15 protein-coding genes and 1 pseudogene are annotated in these 16,630 nt (G+C 59.8%); 6 read left to right on the plus strand and 10 right to left on the minus strand.

Going from position 1 to position 16,630, the window contains the following annotated elements:
* Nucleotides 1–11: 11 nt before the first annotated feature.
* Nucleotides 12–317 carry a DUF2834 domain-containing protein gene (locus LVW35_RS13415; protein WP_233896148.1) on the plus strand — a complete coding sequence of 102 codons (306 nt, stop codon included), beginning with the start codon at nt 12–14 and terminating at the stop codon, nt 315–317.
* Between the two features lie 108 nt (nt 318–425).
* On the opposite strand, the pseudogene LVW35_RS13420 reads toward LVW35_RS13415, so the two are convergent.
* The 3 genes and pseudogenes from LVW35_RS13420 to LVW35_RS13430 form a co-directional block, all read right to left on the minus strand.
* Nucleotides 426–896, minus strand: a pseudogene (locus LVW35_RS13420) (GGDEF domain-containing protein); the annotation flags it as partial.
* Nucleotides 897–998: 102 nt separating this feature from the next.
* On the minus strand, nt 999–2,123 hold the full coding sequence (locus LVW35_RS13425; protein WP_233896149.1) for a sensor histidine kinase: 1,125 nt from the start codon (nt 2,121–2,123) through the stop codon (nt 999–1,001).
* A gap of 119 nt (nt 2,124–2,242) precedes the next feature.
* Nucleotides 2,243–3,454, minus strand: a complete 1,212-nt coding sequence (locus LVW35_RS13430; RefSeq protein WP_233896150.1) for an MFS transporter — start codon at nt 3,452–3,454, stop codon at nt 2,243–2,245.
* 98 nt (nt 3,455–3,552) lie between these two features.
* On the opposite strand from LVW35_RS13430, the gene LVW35_RS13435 reads away from it, so the two are divergent.
* A complete protein-coding gene (locus LVW35_RS13435) occupies nt 3,553–4,374 on the plus strand; it encodes an AraC family transcriptional regulator (protein WP_233896467.1) in 822 nt (273 codons plus the stop codon).
* A gap of 188 nt (nt 4,375–4,562) precedes the next feature.
* Here LVW35_RS13435 and LVW35_RS13440 read toward each other — a convergent pair whose 3' ends face one another.
* Nucleotides 4,563–5,450, minus strand: coding sequence for a manganese catalase family protein (locus tag LVW35_RS13440; RefSeq protein ID WP_233896151.1), 888 nt, complete (start codon nt 5,448–5,450; stop codon nt 4,563–4,565).
* Nucleotides 5,451–5,729: 279 nt separating this feature from the next.
* On the opposite strand from LVW35_RS13440, the gene LVW35_RS13445 reads away from it, so the two are divergent.
* On the plus strand, nt 5,730–5,951 hold the full coding sequence (locus tag LVW35_RS13445) for a PLDc N-terminal domain-containing protein (protein WP_233896152.1): 222 nt from the start codon (nt 5,730–5,732) through the stop codon (nt 5,949–5,951).
* A 14-nt stretch (nt 5,952–5,965) separates the two neighbouring features.
* Here LVW35_RS13445 and LVW35_RS13450 read toward each other — a convergent pair whose 3' ends face one another.
* The 3 genes from LVW35_RS13450 to proP form a co-directional block, all read right to left on the minus strand.
* Complete coding sequence (locus LVW35_RS13450) at nt 5,966–8,518, minus strand: bifunctional diguanylate cyclase/phosphodiesterase (protein ID WP_233896153.1); 2,553 nt, start codon at nt 8,516–8,518, stop codon at nt 5,966–5,968.
* A gap of 73 nt (nt 8,519–8,591) precedes the next feature.
* Nucleotides 8,592–9,095 carry a GAF domain-containing protein gene (locus tag LVW35_RS13455; RefSeq protein WP_233896154.1) on the minus strand — a complete coding sequence of 168 codons (504 nt, stop codon included), beginning with the start codon at nt 9,093–9,095 and terminating at the stop codon, nt 8,592–8,594.
* 52 nt (nt 9,096–9,147) lie between these two features.
* Nucleotides 9,148–10,650, minus strand: coding sequence for a glycine betaine/L-proline transporter ProP (gene proP, locus LVW35_RS13460; RefSeq protein ID WP_233896156.1), 1,503 nt, complete (start codon nt 10,648–10,650; stop codon nt 9,148–9,150).
* Between the two features lie 153 nt (nt 10,651–10,803).
* On the opposite strand from proP, the gene LVW35_RS13465 reads away from it, so the two are divergent.
* Nucleotides 10,804–11,334, plus strand: coding sequence for a GNAT family N-acetyltransferase (locus LVW35_RS13465; protein WP_233896157.1), 531 nt, complete (start codon nt 10,804–10,806; stop codon nt 11,332–11,334).
* A 143-nt stretch (nt 11,335–11,477) separates the two neighbouring features.
* Complete coding sequence (locus LVW35_RS13470; RefSeq protein ID WP_233896159.1) at nt 11,478–12,881, plus strand: MFS transporter; 1,404 nt, start codon at nt 11,478–11,480, stop codon at nt 12,879–12,881.
* Here the strand turns inward: LVW35_RS13470 and LVW35_RS13475 are convergent.
* Nucleotides 12,868–13,845, minus strand: a complete 978-nt coding sequence (locus LVW35_RS13475; protein WP_233896160.1) for a DMT family transporter — start codon at nt 13,843–13,845, stop codon at nt 12,868–12,870. The genes LVW35_RS13470 and LVW35_RS13475 overlap by 14 nt on opposite strands.
* A 93-nt stretch (nt 13,846–13,938) precedes the next feature.
* On the opposite strand from LVW35_RS13475, the gene LVW35_RS13480 reads away from it, so the two are divergent.
* Nucleotides 13,939–14,847 (plus strand): LysR substrate-binding domain-containing protein, encoded by a 909-nt coding sequence (locus LVW35_RS13480; protein ID WP_233896162.1) that lies wholly within the window; start codon nt 13,939–13,941, stop codon nt 14,845–14,847.
* 30 nt (nt 14,848–14,877) lie between these two features.
* Here the strand turns inward: LVW35_RS13480 and LVW35_RS13485 are convergent, their stop codons facing one another.
* Together LVW35_RS13485 and LVW35_RS13490 are read right to left on the minus strand one after the other, a co-directional pair.
* Nucleotides 14,878–16,170, minus strand: a complete 1,293-nt coding sequence (locus LVW35_RS13485) for a PQQ-dependent sugar dehydrogenase (RefSeq protein ID WP_233896165.1) — start codon at nt 16,168–16,170, stop codon at nt 14,878–14,880.
* Nucleotides 16,167–16,592 (minus strand): DUF2231 domain-containing protein, encoded by a 426-nt coding sequence (locus LVW35_RS13490; protein ID WP_233896166.1) that lies wholly within the window; start codon nt 16,590–16,592, stop codon nt 16,167–16,169. Before LVW35_RS13490 ends, LVW35_RS13485 begins: the two co-directional genes overlap by 4 nt.
* Between the last annotated feature and the right edge of the window lie 38 nt (nt 16,593–16,630).

The raw sequence follows: 16,630 nt of genomic DNA on the forward strand, positions 1-16,630 counted from the left end.
AGGAAGAGATCATGAATAGTCGCCATATCACCCTGGCCGGTTTGCTGGGATTTTCGCTCTACACCCTGGCGACGATGCTGACGGCCGAGCAGTCGCTGTTGGCCTTTGGCCGAGAATTGATGTCGCGGCCGGACACCGCGCAGGTGGTGATCGACCTGTACCTGATGGCGGTGCTGGCGTGCGCATGGATGTACCGGGATGCGCGGCGGCGCGGGCGCTCGGTGGTTTCACTGCTGCCATATTTTGTGCTGACGGCGGTGTTTGTGTCCGTGGGGCCGTTGCTTTATCTGGTGGTGAACGGAGGCCGGGATGAGTGAGCTTTTGCATGTCTGGTGGTTCCCACTTAACAATAGGGCGTGCTTCCCGTTCTATCCACCAACCGGATGCTGTCGCGCCCGCCGCGCTTTGTTTCATACAGCGCGGTGCACCGCGCCGATGCTCAGCGATTTGCCATGGGGCCGCAGCAAGAAGCTGGCGCGCAGCGTCGGCAACGCCACCAGTAGCGACTGCACCGCCAGCATCGCTTTGGACCATGAAGGGTCGACTGGCAGCATCAGCATGCCCAGCCAGACCAACAGCATCAGCATGCCCAGCCAGACCAACAGCATCAGCAGCCACAATAACGACAAGCGCGTTTGGGTGAACTGCGCCACGCCGAGCAAAAACAGGAAGTGCGCGGTCACCAGCAGGCCGTTGGCGAACCAGATGCCGATCGTCAGGTAGCCATTGATGCGCAGCAGGGCGAGGGTTGAACCGATGCTGATCGTGGCGAAACCGGCGCTCCAGCACAGCAGCGAAAGTTCGCGCACGCTGCGCCATTCAACGGCCAGGTACAGGGCGGCGGCGGCTGCCAGGGCAACGGTGAGCGCCAAAATCGTAGGAGGGTCGAGCGTCATGTGCTGCCGGGTCTGCCAGGGTTGCGTTGAAAACCGCGATTGTAAGCCTTCGTGCGGCCTTTTCGGAGGCGTTACTGGCGAACGGCTATCAACGCTGTCGAGTTACCGCAGGGGCACGGTCGCGCGAAACACCGTACCCATAGCCAGATCTGACTCGACTTCAAGCACACCCTGGTGGGACGTCACAATTTCAGACGCGATGAACAAGCCCAGCCCAAGGCCTTCCGTGGGGCCGTGTTCAATCACCGACCGCTGGGAAAAGCGCCCCATGGGATTGAAGATAAACGGCAAGACATCGCCCGGGATGGGATTGCCTTGGTTGTGCACAGTGAATACCACGGTGTCTGCCGACGCGGCCAATTCGACTTTGATTGGTGTATGCGCATCGCCGTGTTGCACGGCATTGCTGATGATGTTGGAAAACACCTGTTCCATGCGTGGGCCATCGAAGGAACCAATGGCTTGGGCGTTCGCTTCGAACAAGATGTTTGAATCGGGATGAAACGCGCGGATCTCGTCGACGATACGTTCGCAGATCGGTGCAAGGTCGACCTCCGTGCGTTTGACCGGAATGCCTGGCCCCATCTGACAACGTGTCAAATCCAGCAGATCGCCGACGATCTGGCTGGCGCGTTGGACACTGGTGTAGATCTGCGTGGCGACACGGCTGCCGCGCTCGTCCACGGTGGGCGAGCGCCTGAGCATATCGGCGCCCAGCAGAATCGCGCCCAGCGGCGTGCGCAGGTCGTGACCGAGGATGCCCAGGAACACATTGCGCGACGCTTCTACGGCGCGCGAATAACTGGCGATAGATTCTGCGAGTGCCTGGTCGATAGCCTCATGAAAGCGGTTCATGTCATCGACTTCCAGCGACGTACCGTGTTTGATCTGATCGAGCCACTGGCTGAGCACGCTGGTGCGCAACGCGCGGTATTCGGACACCATCTGGTCGATGGAGAACCCCGCCATCAAGCGTGTCACCGCATGGGTTTCAGCCGGGGTTTCGTTGTCATTCTGCGGTGCCAGCCCTTGAGCCTTTTCAATGCGTTCCTGCACCGTCTGGGTGGTACGCAGGTCGAGCACGATAGCGCGAAGCATCTGCTCGGCATGATCACGAAGGCCCGCACGGTCGAGGTCAGCGCCTGGCGTCTGGATGGTCCGGGCAAAGTCTTCCCAGGCCTGAAGGATCGGCTCGAGGTTCGTGAGAATAAAGTCTGGCAGGCGCATGTGGGAGGTCCTTGGGTGGCGGCGAGCAGAACGTTCGCAAAGCTGCCAAACAAGGATTTAAGCACGGATTGGCACCGCGCAGGCCTCCTTGCCTGCGTCAGTCCGGCTGACAGGGGGAGTCAGGCGCCCTTGGTCGAGGGCAGCAATATCGTCAGGATGCCCACCAGCGGCAGGAACGAGCACAGTTTGTAGACGTACTCGATACCGTGGGTATCGGCGAGCAAACCGAGCAACGCCGCGCCTATCCCACTGAACCCGAACATCAGGCCAAAGAAGATCCCGGCGATCATGCCGACGTTACCGGGCAACAGTTCCTGGGCATACACCACAATGGCCGAGAAGGCCGAGGCGATGATGAACCCGATCACCACGCTCAACAGCGCCGTCCAGAACAGGTCGACGTAGGGCAGGGCCAGGGTGAATGGCGCGGCCCCCAGGATGGAGAACCAGATGACCTTCTTGCGTCCGATCTTGTCGCCGATCGGGCCGCCCGCGAAGGTACCGACGGCCACGGCGCCGAGGAACAGGAACAAGTACATCTGGGAGCTTGCGACCGACAGTTGGAATTTTTCGATCAGGTAGAAGGTGAAGTAGCTGGTCAGGCTGGTCATGTACCAGTACTTGGAGAACACCAGCACCGCCAGCACCACCAGGGCAAAGGTCACGCGGCCTTTGGACAGGCCATGGGTGGCTTGGCCGCCTTGCTTGAGCTTGAACAGGTTGAGGTGATGGCGATACCAACGGCTCAAACCGTAGAGCACCAGGATGGCGAATACCGCAAACAGCCCGAACCAGGCGATATGGCCCTGGCCGTAAGGAATGATGATCGCCGCCGCGAGCAACGGGCCCAAGGCGCTGCCGGTGTTGCCGCCGACCTGGAACGTCGACTGCGCCAGACCGTAGCGACCGCCGGAAGCCAGGCGCGCGACGCGGGAAGTTTCTGGGTGGAAGGTCGACGAGCCGACGCCCACCAGGCCCGCCGCGAGCAGGATCGCCGGGAAGCTGCCGACAAACGCCAGCATCAGGATGCCGATCAGAGTGCAGACCATGCCCGCCGGAAGCAGCCACGGCTTGGGGTGGCGGTCGGTGTGGTAGCCGATCCATGGCTGCAGCAGGGACGCGGTCAGCTGGAAGGTCAGCGTGATCAGACCCACCTGGGTGAAAGACAGACCGTAGTTGGCCTTGAGCATCGGGTAGATCGACGGCAGCACGGCCTGGATCAGGTCGTTGATCAAATGCGCCAAGGCGCAGGCGCCCAGGATGCGCATGACCAACGGGCTGGCTTGGGGTGTCGTGGTTGCAGCGGCGGGTGACGCGGTAAGGGTCGACATGCAGGCATTCCATACAAGGCAGCTAATCAGAGGCGGCAACTTCTTAAGGTCGCCATCCATTACAAAATGATTCGGTGTTCATGCTAGATTCGGCGGCAATGCCTGTCTCGCGTAATTCGGGCGACAACTATCGCAAAAAGGGCGAAATGATCAAGCCACTGAATGAATTTCTCCAGGAAATCAACGAAGGCGCCTGGGCGGTCATCAGTTCCGCCACGGATTACCCGGAAAACTGGGTGATCCCCGACCACAGCCATGAGAAGCATCAACTGCTCTACGCCATCGAAGGCGTGATGGTGGTGTACTCGGCGTTGAACCAGTGGACGGTGCCGCCCAATCGCGGCATCTGGATGCCCGCCGGGCAAGTGCATTCGCTGCGGTGCGTAGGCACCCTGAAAATGCGCAGCGTGTTTGTGCGCCCGGATCGCTTCCCGAACATGCCGGAGGAGCCGAAGACCGTGAGCATTTCGCCGCTGCTGAGCGAGTTGATCAAAGCGTCGGTGAGCTTGAAGCCGCCGTATGCCGAGGACTCGCGGGACGCGCGGATCATGCACCTGATCCTCGACGAACTGGCCATCCTGCCGGCATTACCGTTGTCCTTGCCGCAGCCCGCCGACCCGCGCCTGCAACGCATTTGCCTCGCGTTGCAGGACGAACCGGGCGACGCCTCCACTGTGGCGCACTGGAGCGAGCGCCTGAGCCTGGACCAGAAGACCATCCAGCGCCTGTTCCGCAAGGAAACCGGTATGACCTTTGGCCAATGGCGCCAGCAGGCACGCTTGCTGTTGGCGCTGGAGCGTATTGCGGTGGGTGAGAAGGTAATCGATATCGCCCTGGAACTGGGCTATGAAAGCCCGAGTGCCTTTACCAGCATGTTCAAGAAACAGTTCGGTAAGACGCCGAGTCACTTTTTCAGGTAGCGCAGCCGCATTTAGCGCGGGATAAGTGGATTAAGCGAGTTTATGGCGATAACACAGCAGCCCGCCACGAAAATCGCCACGCCTATTAAAGTACGAAGTTTAATGCGTGAATGAAACAGATGTGTTTTATCGATAGACATAACACTGCTCCTCCTTGAAACGGAAGCGTTTGCACGCTTCCATCTTACTTACAGGGTTTTTTTGAATTGTTCTAAACCCGATCCCAGGTCGGCTCCGGTGATAGGGTCGGCAGCAGGATCCGAGGCGGTCCTGAGTTTCATGGCTTCCAGTACCGTTTCGTCGGCAGCGTCCAGCGTCACGCTGGCCGTGCCATCGCCACCGTCCACGGCAGGGTGTGGATTTTCTACATAGTCAAAGTCTTCGTCATTGTTCCAGGCACCTCGCAAGTTGGGTTCGCCATTGGACATGCTGAAATACGTGCGTGCGAATTCAGGCATACCGGGCAATTTGCCTTGAGGGAAATTGGGTTGTATGGAGTGCAGAGCTTTTTCAAACGACTTCTGGTGGGCGATTTCGCGTGTCATCAAAAAGCCGAGGGCCTCCTTGACGCCGGGGTCATCGGTCACGTTGATCAGACGCTCATAGAGGATCTTGGCGCGCGCTTCGGCGGCGATGTTGGAGCGAAAGTCCGCAGTAGGTTCGGTGATCGAATCCACATAGGCAGAGGTCCACGGCACGCCGGCGGAGTTTACCAGGGGGGCACCGGCGCCGTATAACAGGCTGGTGATGTGTGAGTCGTTGCCCGCACCGTTGATGGCACGGTACAGCTCGCCTTCTTCCTGTACGCCCTCGGCGAGTTGGCCTTTGGCGCCTCGGTTGAGCATGACGATGATGGAGCCGACAATTTCCAGGTGGCTCAGTTCTTCAGTCGCGATGTCCATGAGCAAGTCCTTGCGGCCCGGATCTTCCTCCGCCAACGCCTGAGTGAAATAGCGCGCGGCAGCGGCCAGCTCGCCGTTGGCGCCACCGAATTGTTCCAGCAGCAAGTTGGCCAACCCTGGATTGGGCTGGGCAACGTGCACGGTGTATTGCAGACGCTTATTATGTAAAAACATGGGTTATTCCTCATCACAGGTAAGAGCGCACCTACTTATTAACTAAGGCGATCAGTGCGTGCTTAATATGGGAGAAGCGCGACAGTGCTTTAATTGTTTTTATTATGAGTCGGGTCGATCAGTGGTCGTTGCGGGAAAGTTCAAGTTATATAAGTCGTGGTTGCATTAAATTAAAAGCCGCCGCTGGTCAGCTCGTCTATTAATGAGTTGAACATCTGCCTTTGGTTTTTGAACAGATTAACAGGGCCGGAACATTTCCGGCCATTTGGGAGGTGCATCATGGAAGTGACTTACTTTTGGATCGGCGTGACCACGCTTCTCCTGCTCCTGGACTTGTGGGTGCTCAACAGCGTGTGGCGCAGCGATCACCCCTCCGGCGTAAAGGCTCTGTGGACCGCATTGGTCGTCGTGCTGCCCCTTGTCGGGCTGGTGATTTGGGCCATTGCCGGGCCACGCGGCGTGACCAAGGGGCCCTCTTCACCGGAACACAGCAAGGGCTGAACCGCGCCGGGCGGTCACCCCAGCAGACGGTTGAAGGTGTCGATGTCCAGCGGTCGGCTCAAGTAGTAGCCCTGGCCTTCATCACAGGCCACCGCCTGGAGCATGGCCAGGTGCTCGGCGGTTTCGATGCCCTCGGCGGTCACGGTCAGCGACAGGGCCCGGCCCAGGCCGACAATCGCCTGAATGATCGCCTTGTCGTCCTCGCTTTCCTCAAGCCGACTCAGGAAGCTGCGGTCGATCTTTAAACCATCAAACGGGAACGCCCGCAGGTAGCTCAGGGATGAGTAGCCCGTGCCGAAGTCATCCATGGCGATGCGCAGGCCCAACTGCTTGAGCGTGTGCATGACCTCAAGCGCCCCGGTGGCGTCTTCGAGCATGACGCTTTCGGTGATTTCAAGTTCCACGCGTGCCGGGTCGATACCAGAAGCGTTCAGCGCCTGTCGTGCGCGCTCCACCAGGTTGCCGCGCTTGAATTCCGTGGGCGACAAGTTCACCGAGACAAAAAGATGCTCCGGCCACTGCGCTGCGCATGCGCATGCGGTGTCGAGGACCCAGTCGCTCAACGCCAGAATCAGCCCGGATTCTTCGGCGATCGGGATGAAGGTGTCAGGCGCGATCAGCCCACGCACGGGATGTTGCCAGCGAACCAGCGCTTCGGCGCCGACCATCTGCCCATCGGCGATGCGATAACGGGGTTGGAAATACAGGCGCAGCTCGCCGTGTTTGATCCCATAGCGCAGGTCGCTTTCCAGGCGTCGACGTTCGATAATCCGCGTGTTCATGTCGCCGGAGTAGAAACGCCAGGTATTACGCCCCGCAGCCTTTGCCTCGTACAAGGCAATGTCGGCGTAGCGCAACATTTCCGTGGCTTCGCGGGCATCGTTGGGGGCGATGGCGATACCAATGCTGGCACTGACAAACACCTCTTGCTCGTCGATTCTGATCGTGCGCTCGATGGATTCGATCAAGCGCTTGCACAGGGTTTCGACTTCGTCTTGCGTGCCTGCATCGGTCAGGATCAGTACAAACTCATCACCGCCGATGCGCGCGACCAGGTCGCCATGACGCACGCAGTCGGCCAGTCGGGAAGCCACTTCGTTGAGCACCCGATCACCGGCAGCGTGTCCAAGCAAGTCGTTGACCGGCTTGAACCGGTCGAGGTCCAGGCTGAGCATGACCAACGGCTGCTCCAAGGAGGACAAGGCCTTGAACTTGCCCTCCAAAAACGCCTGCAGGCGCGTGCGATTGGGCAGTCCGGTGAGGGCGTCATGCTGGGACAGGAACTCGATTCGTCGACGGGCCTCGACTTCCTCCGTCACATCGGTGGCGGTGCCACGAAACCCGCCACACGGCATCTGCCGTGCGGACAGCCGAGTGCAACGTTCCAGCCCCAGTGCATCGACGTAACGACACTGCACGCTGATATCCGGGCGCCGCCCAGGTGCGCTGAGCCACTGGGACAGCAGGCCGCTTTCGGTCTCCAGCAACTCGTTCATCGTGGCGCCGATCCAGGCATTGCGCACCAGCCCGGTCACGCCCTCAAAGCGTTCCGACAGGTAGGTAAAGCGCCAGCGGGCGTCGATTTCCCAGACCCAATCGGAACTGGCTTCCACCACATCGCGAAAGCGGGCTTCGCTGGTGGCCAGGGCATTCTGGCTGTTTTGCAGCGATGAATGGCTGGCGTCCAGGGCGAGTGCGGCGGCGGTGGCGCGGCGCGAAATGACCCAGGTCATCACGCACACCAGCAACGCTGCCAGGCTCAGCAGCGGCAGGCCTACGCCCATCAGGCGCAAACCCGGGCGGGCGGGTTCCCAGTGCAGGCTACCGGCCGCACCGTTGTTGCCGAGGGGAAAGAGTAAGGTCTTGCCGATCTCATCGGGGGTGGCGATGTGCAATTTGTCCACGCCGAACTCATCGCCGAGCACCGTCAGTTTGGCGCTGTCGAGGATGTCGACAAAGATCAGCACGGACGCGGTGCGACCGTCGGGTAGCACCGTGGGGTCGGTGCCGGGGGTGATGGCGGCGGCGGCCACCACGGCAGGGCTGCCGCGCACGTTGATAAAGGCCGTGGCGGGTGTCTCATTGGCGGCGCCCGCGCGAGCCTGCTCGAGAATCTCGGTGATGGGGCCGCCGAGCCACTGGGTGAGTTCGACTGCCTGCAACTGGCCGTCAACGACGGCATACACCGTGCGGTTGGCGTCGTCGACCACGAACAGGCCTTGAAAGCCGAAATCATCGAACAGCGTCGCGCCGATGTTGCCACGGACAAAGGCCCAATCGGTGTCTACCGTCATATGCAAATGTGTGTAGGCGTCGCTCCAGAAGGCGTAGTCCTTGACCGTCACTCGCAGGGACTTTTCCAGCGATTGCACGGCTTTACGGGTATAGAACGCACTTTCAACCTGCTCGGAGCGGTCCAATTCCTGGGCCAGGTAAATCAGCGAACAGGCCGCGGCAGCGAAGACCACGGCCAGCAGGCCCATGAACCTGTGCAGTGACGTGCGTGCCAGCGACAGGCTGGTGCGGTGAGAGAGCGAGCGGACGATAGGAGCGAGAGTGTTCGGCATTGTTTCCCGCAGGGCGTCGCTGCAAGTCAGGGATATTCGTTGCTATCGGCTGCGGCGGGAAAAAACTGAGCGTTCAGGCGTCACCGGCCGTCAAGTTCGCATAGAAGATACAACCGATCAGCCGTGCAAACAGGCTCAGGGTTTCCGGCAGGTTGGGATCGTCGAACAGCATTGCCTGTGAATCCAGGGCACACAGGGCACCGAACAGACGGCCGTCGGGTAGGAAGATTGGCGCACCGGCGTAGCTCTCGATGGCAAACTGCTTGACCACTGGACGCGCGGCAAAGCGGCCATTTGCGCTGATTTGGGGAATGAACAAAGTATGTGGATTGATGCAGAACTCACTGCACAGGGTCGTTTCCAGATCGAGCACGTCGTCAACATGAATCCCCATGTCGGCGGTATCGTGAACCGAGCACACCACCCATTCCAGGTCGGTGAACTTGGCGATACCGGCGAAGCGCATCCCGGTGAGGCGGGTGACGAGGTTCAGGATACTGGTGGTCGCTTCGATTTCGGCGATGGCGGCGCGTTCATCTGCGCTGAGTAACGATGCTGCGGTAACGCTTGGAACCATTAGTGAACACTCCAGAAGCGCGGTGGATCACGCCACCGCGCTGGGTCAGGGCTTAATTGATACGGGGATGCTGCTCGACCAAATTCTTGCGCTTGGCTTCGAGTTCGGCTATCTCGGCATCGATCTCTTCTATCTTCTGCTCGATGTTATCGTGGTGTTCCTGCAGCAACTCCTTGGCTTCTTCCATGTCCGACGCCGCCGGTGCTGCACCGCGCAGCGGCTTGTTGGCGGTTTCCTTCATGGTCAGGCCGGTGATCAGGCCGACCACGGCAAATACCATCAAGTAGTAGGCGGGCATGTACAGGTCGTTGGTGCTTTCCACCAGCCAGGCCACGGCGGTCGGTGTGAGACCGGCGATCAGTACCGACACATTGAACGCACTGGCCAATGCACTGTAGCGCAAATGGGTGGGGAACATCGCGGGCAACGTCGAAGCCATCACGCCGATGAAGAAGTTCAGGATCACGGCAAGGATCAGCAAACCCGCGAAGATCAGGCCGATCTTGCCGCTGATGATCAGCATAAACGCCGGGATCGACAGGAACAACAGGCCGATACTGCCGCCGATGATGAAGGGTTTGCGGCCGATCTTGTCGCTGACAAAACCAATGAACGGCTGCACGAACAGCATGCCAACCATGATCGCGATGATGATCAACACGCCGCTGTTTTCTTTGTAGTGCAGGTTATGCGACAGGTAGCTCGGCATGTAGGTGAGCAACATGTAGTACGTCACATTGGTCGCCGCCACGATGCCGATGCAGGTCAACAGGCTGCGCCAATGCTTGGTGGCGACCTCCTTGAACGAGACTTTGGGGCCGTGGGTCAGGCCTTCGCGGTCGCCTTGTTCGAGTTTGTCCATGTGTTGCTGGAACGCTGGGGTTTCTTCCAGCGCATGACGCAGGTACAGGCCGATGATGCCCAGGGGCAGGGCAAGGAAGAACGGCAGGCGCCAGCCCCACGACTCGAAGTCGGCTTCGCCCAAGATGCTGGATATCAGCACCACCACGCCCGCGCCCAGCACGAAACCGGCGATGGAGCCGAAGTCGAGCCAACTGCCGAGAAAGCCGCGCTTGCGGTCCGGGGCATACTCGGCGACGAAGATTGACGCGCCGGTGTATTCACCTCCTACCGAGAAACCCTGGGCCATTTTGCACAGCAACAGCAAAATCGGCGCCCAGATGCCGATAGAGGCATAGGAGGGGATCAGGCCGATGGCGAAGGTGCTCAGGGACATGATCACGATGGTCGCGGCGAGAACCTTTTGCCGTCCGTATTTATCGCCCAGTGCGCCGAAGAACAGGCCGCCCAACGGACGGATCAGGAAAGGCACGGAAAAGGTGCCCAATGCAGCGATCATTTGTACGCTGGGCGAGGCGTCGGGGAAAAACACCTTGCCGAGCACGTAGGCGACAAAGCCGTAGACACCAAAGTCGAACCATTCCATGGCGTTACCCAAGGCGGCAGCGGTGATTGCCTTGCGCACCTTGGTGTCGTCGACGATGGTGATGTCTTTCAATCCGATGGGCTTGACGCTTTTCTTACGTAATTTCATGCGGGGCACTCTAAAGCAGAACAGGGGAGGTGCCATCGTTGCAATGGCACCGCTCTGTCAGTTCAGATACAAGCGGACATGAAATAATTCACCGCTATCTGCGTTTTTTTGCAGATGGCTTGAACTTTACAGATTCGCAGGTGAGTAATCCGCATGTCCGACATCGCCCCACGCCTGACCTACCGCCGACCACAACCCAGTGACGTGCAGCGATTGTTCGCGATCTACGGCGATCCGCAGACCAATCTGTTCAACCCCTCCGGCCCCATGGCCAGCCTGGAGGTAGCTCAACGCCTGCTGGATCATTGGCTCGAACAGTGGGCTACCCAAGGCTACGGTTGGTGGGCGATTGCACGCGTCGAAGCGCCGGATGACATCATCGGTTTTGGTGGAATCGCGCCGATGGACTACCTGACCACAAGACGCATCAACCTGGGTTACCGGTTTGCGGTGCAAGCCTGGGGCCAGGGCTATGCCACCGAATTAGGGCGTGAAGCGTTGGCGTTGGCATTCGAAACGCTCGGGCTGCGCGAAGTGTTCGGATTGGTGCGACCAGAGCATACGGCCTCCATCCGCGTACTGGAAAAGATCGGCATGCAACCTTTCGATGTGCTTGATGATGTGGCGGGCAAGGCGCCAAGCCTGGTATTTCGGATTTGTCATCCTACAACTGCATTTAACTGATATTTCATACACCCGCGAAATGCCTGGATAAACGGCAATCTTTCAGATTGACAGCGTTCAGTCGTCCCGATATAAAAGTCGAAGTTGTACGACGACATATGACGTTACATATGTCCTACCTAACAAAAATAAAAAGTGATGCCATGAACTTGAACGAGCCCATCAACGCTCACCGCGTTGGCCAAGCTGTAGGCAATTATCGCTGGACCATCTGCGCGATGCTGTTTTTCGCGACCACCGTCAACTACCTCGACCGTCAGGTGCTCAGCTTGCTGGCGCCGCAACTGTCCACGCAATTTGGCTGGAGCAACACCGACTACGCCAACATTGCTGCGGTGTTCCAATTCGTCTACGCGATTTCCATGCTGTTCGCCGGGCGCTTTGTCGACAAGATCGGCACCAAGGCGGCTTATGTGGTGGCGATAGGCATTTGGTCCACGGGCGCCATCATGCATGCGTTCTCGGTGCCGATGGGCGAAGGCATCGCGGCCATCAGCGCTGCGATTGGCCTGGCGGTGATTCCGGTATCGATTGCCGGCTTCATGTTATCGCGTGCGGTGCTGGCAATTGGCGAAGCGGGTAACTTCCCGATTGCGATCAAGGCCACTGCCGAGTACTTCCCCAAGAAAGAACGCTCGCTGGCCACCGGCATCTTCAACTCCGGTGCCAACGTGGGCGCAATCCTGGCGCCGATCTGCGTGCCATTGATTGCAGGCCTCTGGGGCTGGGAAGCCGCGTTTATCGTGATTGGCGGCTTGGGTTTCGTGTGGGTTGCTGTGTGGATCGCGCTGTACCAAAAGCCGGAGGAGCAAAAGCGCTTGTCGCCCGAAGAACTGGCGTACATCCGCAGCGACCAGACGGTTCAGCCCTTTACTCCGGCACCGGCCGGCGCCGTGGAAAAGAAAGTTTCCTGGTTCAAGCTGCTCACCTATCGCCAGACCTGGGCCTTTGCCTTCGGCAAGTTCATGACTGACGGCGTGTGGTGGTTCTTCCTGTTCTGGCTGCCCACCTACCTGTCGGCGCAATATGGCATGAAGGGCGCCGATATCGTGATGCCGCTGGCGGTGCTGTACAGCATGACCATGGTCGGCAGCATCGGCGGCGGCTGGTTCCCCAGCTATTTCATGGCGCGTGGCGATGCACCCTACGATGGCCGCATGAAAGCCATGTTGGTGATCGCGCTGTTCCCACTGGTGGTGTTGCTGGCACAGCCGTTGGGCTACATCAGCTTCTGGGTGCCGGTATTGCTGATCGGTGTGGGCGCCTCGGCGCACCAGGCGTGGTCGTGCAATATCTTCACCACCGTGTCGGACATGTTCCCGCAGAAAACCGTGGCTTCGGTGGTCGGCATCGGCGGCATGGCCGGCGGTCTGGGCGGTGTGGTGATGACCAAGATCGGCGGATGGGTGTTCGACTATTACAAGTCAGTTGGCGATATCCACACCGGCTATATGATCATGTTCGCCATCTGCGCGCTGGCCTACTTGGTGGCCTGGAGCGTGATGAAGACACTGGTGCCGCGTCACAAGGAAATCACCGACCTGTAATTGTCACGGGCAAGGCGGTGTCCAGCCTGGCTGTCAGGATGATGCGCACCGCCATGAGCACGCCGATCAGCACTGCCGCCAGGCCTGCTGCTTCCATGAGTGTCGGGCCACGGCGTGCGAAACCCAGGCCGAGCAAGGTGGCGAACAGTGATTCAAGGGCAATCAACTGGCCACTTAATACCATGGGCAAGCGACGCGTCGCGACGTTCCAGGCCCAGGCGCCGACCACGCTGGACATCACGGCGATGACTAGCGCCCAGGCATACAATGGCGCTGCCTGTTCAAGCCCAGCGCCGAGGACTGGCAGCCTCAGCAGCCCCAGGGCCTGCATAAAGGGCCACAGGCAAAGCGCAGCGATGCCGGCGCCTGCCAGCATCAACGCTGTCCATAGCCCGGTCGTCTGAGCCGGCAACTTCACCAGCTGTTGTTGATTGAGCACGCTGAACAGCAGCCATAAAACCACGGCACCCAGCGAACAAAGCAGCCCCGCCAGCCACGAATCGGCACTCAATGACGGTTGATGAAGGTTGCCCAGGTTCGACAACGCCAGCCCTGCCATCAGACACGACAAGGGAAGGATCAGCCTGCGCCATTCGACCGTCTTGTGCCGGGCATTGCCCAGCAACGCGAGCAACACCGGCACCATCCCGACCATCGCCGGTGTGAGCACCGGCCCCGTAAAGTGCACGCCGGCGGCAATGCATACGCCATAACCGAGGCAACCCAACGCGCCCAGCGCACCTGCAAGTAACTGTTGGCTGGGCGTGATCAGGTGCAAATGGGCGCGACACAGGAGTATCCCGCCGGCGCCCAGCACGCCGACGAACAGGAATCGCATGAGCATCAGATCGTAAAGGCTGTAGTCGCCGGTAACGTAGGGGGCGACGAAGTTCAGCGCCCAGCCGAGGGTTGCAATCACTGCAAGGAACAGCCCGATAAGTATTGAAGCACGTGCAGAATTCATCCGGTTATCCATCAAGTAATGGATACGCATGGTGCCTAGCCGCACAGCCGTGCTACAAACGAGTTTTCGGTCCTCAATACATAACCATAGATTATGAATGAACTGGGTAAAGCCTTACCGCCCCTTGCCAGCTTACTGCCCTTCGAAGCGGCGGCACGCCTGGAGAGTTTTTCCAAGGCAGCCGATGAGTTGCACATCACTCAGGCCGCGATCAGCCGGCAGATCCGCGGGCTCGAGGACAACCTGGGTATCAAGCTGTTTCAGCGGCGCAATCGTGCCGTGTTCCTCACGCCGGCAGGGCGTGAGTTGGGGCGGGTGGTCAGCGAGGCGCTGCACAGCATCGGTGACGGCGCCACCCGCCTGCGCACGGTGCATCACAGCAACCGAGTGGTGCTGCTCTGCCAGCTGTGTGAAGCTTTTTATTGGCTGATGCCGCGTTTATCGACGTTTCACCAGCAATATCCGCATATCGAAATCCAGGTGGTGACCACCACACGACCATTGACTGAGTTCAACGACCCCTTTGACGTCGCCCTGCAAAGCACGCGGCGCGCGAGCGGGGCTCATTCGCTGATATTCACGGCCTCGGACGAAATCTTTCCGGTATGCAGTCCGCTCTACCTGGCCGTAGAGCAACCGCTGTCATTGAATGAATTGCAGCGTCATAGGTTCTTGCACCACAACGCGCCGCCGCCTCATTTGATGGAGTGGGATGAGTGGCTGCAGGCGTTTGGTCAGACGTTGGCCGTGGACGCGCGCGGTGCGACGTTCGATAGCTACCCGCTGATGTTGCAGGCGGCTGTGGAGGGGCATGGTATTGCCATGGGCTGGCGTCGCACCGCGGGCCGGTTGATTGAAAGCGGCGCGCTGGTGAGGCCGTGCGCCGAGAGCGTGCACTTGCCCGAGGCGATTTCGGTTTATCGGCATCAAACGGCTGGCAAACGGGATGAAGTGGCGGCGCTGCTCGCCTGGCTTGCGGCGCAATTGCAGGAGGAGGGATGACAGGGGCGCTGTCGCCCCTGCCGTGCACGGCTATTTATTAAGCGTCACCCGCCAAACGGTATTGGCCAGGTCGTCGGCGATGATCAGCGCGCCTTTCGGGTCCACTGTCACACCTACAGGGCGACCTCGAGTTTTGCCGTCATCACCACGAAAACCGGTGGCAAAATCGATGGGCTCACCGGACGGTTTGCCATTGCTGAACGGCACAAAGATCACCTTGTAGCCCACCGGATTGTCACGGTTCCAGCTGCCGTGCTCACCTACGAATACACCGTCGGCGAATTTCTCACCCATCTGCAGAATAGAGAAGTCCACGCCCAATGCCGCTACATGGGAGCCCAAGCTGTAGTCCGGTTTGATCGCGGCGGCGACTTTGGCCGGGTTCTGCGGCTGGGCACGCGGGTCGACATTTTGGCCCCAGTAGCTGTAGGGCCAGCCATAGAAGGCGCCTTCACGCACCGAGGTCAGGTAGTCCGGCACCAGGTCGGGACCCAGTTCATCGCGCTCGTTGACCACGGTCCACAGTTGCCCGGTCTCCGGCTGGATGGTCAGCGCCGTCGGGTTGCGCAGGCCTGTTGCATAAGGCTTGTGCGCGCCGGTTGCGGCGTCGATCTGCCAGACCATCGCACGGTCGATCTCCACCTCCATGCCGCGCTCGGTGACATTGCTGTTGGAACCGATACCCACGTAAAGCTGGCTGCCGTCGGCGCTCACCGCCAGGGACTTGGTCCAGTGGTGGTTGATCTGCGCCGGCAGGTCGGTGACCTTGGTGGGCGGGCCGGCGGCCTTGGTCTGGCCGTCGGCGTAGTCGAAACTCACCAGCGCATCCTGATTGGCCACGTAGAGTTTGCCATTGGCAAACGCCAGGCCGTAAGGCGCGTTGAGGTTTTCCGCGAACACGGTCTTGAGTTCATAGGTGCCGTCACCATCGGCGTCACGCAGCAACGTCAGGCGGTTGCCACTCTTGACCTTGGTGTTGCCTTCGGCCTTGATCAGGCTGGCGATCACATCCTTGGGCTTGAGCTTGGCTGCGCTGCCGCCACGGCCTTCGGCGACGAGGATGTCGCCGTTGGGCAGCACCAGGGTCTGGCGCGGGATGGCGAGGTCGGTGGCGATCGCGGTGACGCTGTAACCTTCTGGCACCTTGGGTTTGTGCTCACCCCAGGGCGCAGGCTCGGCAATCTTCATGCTCGGTAGCAGGCTGCTCTGCTGTTCCGGCAACTTGGGGTCAGGGCCGCGGGCCTGGGTTTTGTCGCCGTCACCCCCGCAGGCAGTCAGCAAGAAGGCAGCGCTCAATAGGGTCAGTGTGCTGGACGTTTTCATGGGGCAACTCCCGAGCGCAGATTGGTCAGGCCGATCCACGCCGCCACCAATGCCAGTAGTGTAACGATCACCGACAGGAACAGGCCTGCAGGCATCATGGCGTAGGCATCTTTGGCATGTTGAAAGGCATTGATCAGGCCGAGTACCCAGGCGGCGAACAACGATAGAAAATACGCGGCGGGCCGTCCGGACTTGCGTTCGGCGCGAAGCAGATTGACCAGTGCGAACAACAGCGCCAATCCACTGAACGCCAATGCACCGGCGATCAGCCAGGACGCAAAGTTAGCCCACTGAATCTGGAAAGTCTGGCCGTAGGCAATGTCGCTGAGCAACGCGCCCAGAAACAACGGCACGCTGCCGGCCAGCAAGATCGCATGCAGCGGTCCTGGTCTGGTTGCGTAGTAGGTGGGAAGGGTAGTCATAGGGGTGGCGGCTCCTTATTGTTCAGCGCTCCTGGATT

Source organism: Pseudomonas sp. HN11 (genome assembly GCF_021390155.1).
GTDB lineage: Bacteria > Pseudomonadota > Gammaproteobacteria > Pseudomonadales > Pseudomonadaceae > Aquipseudomonas.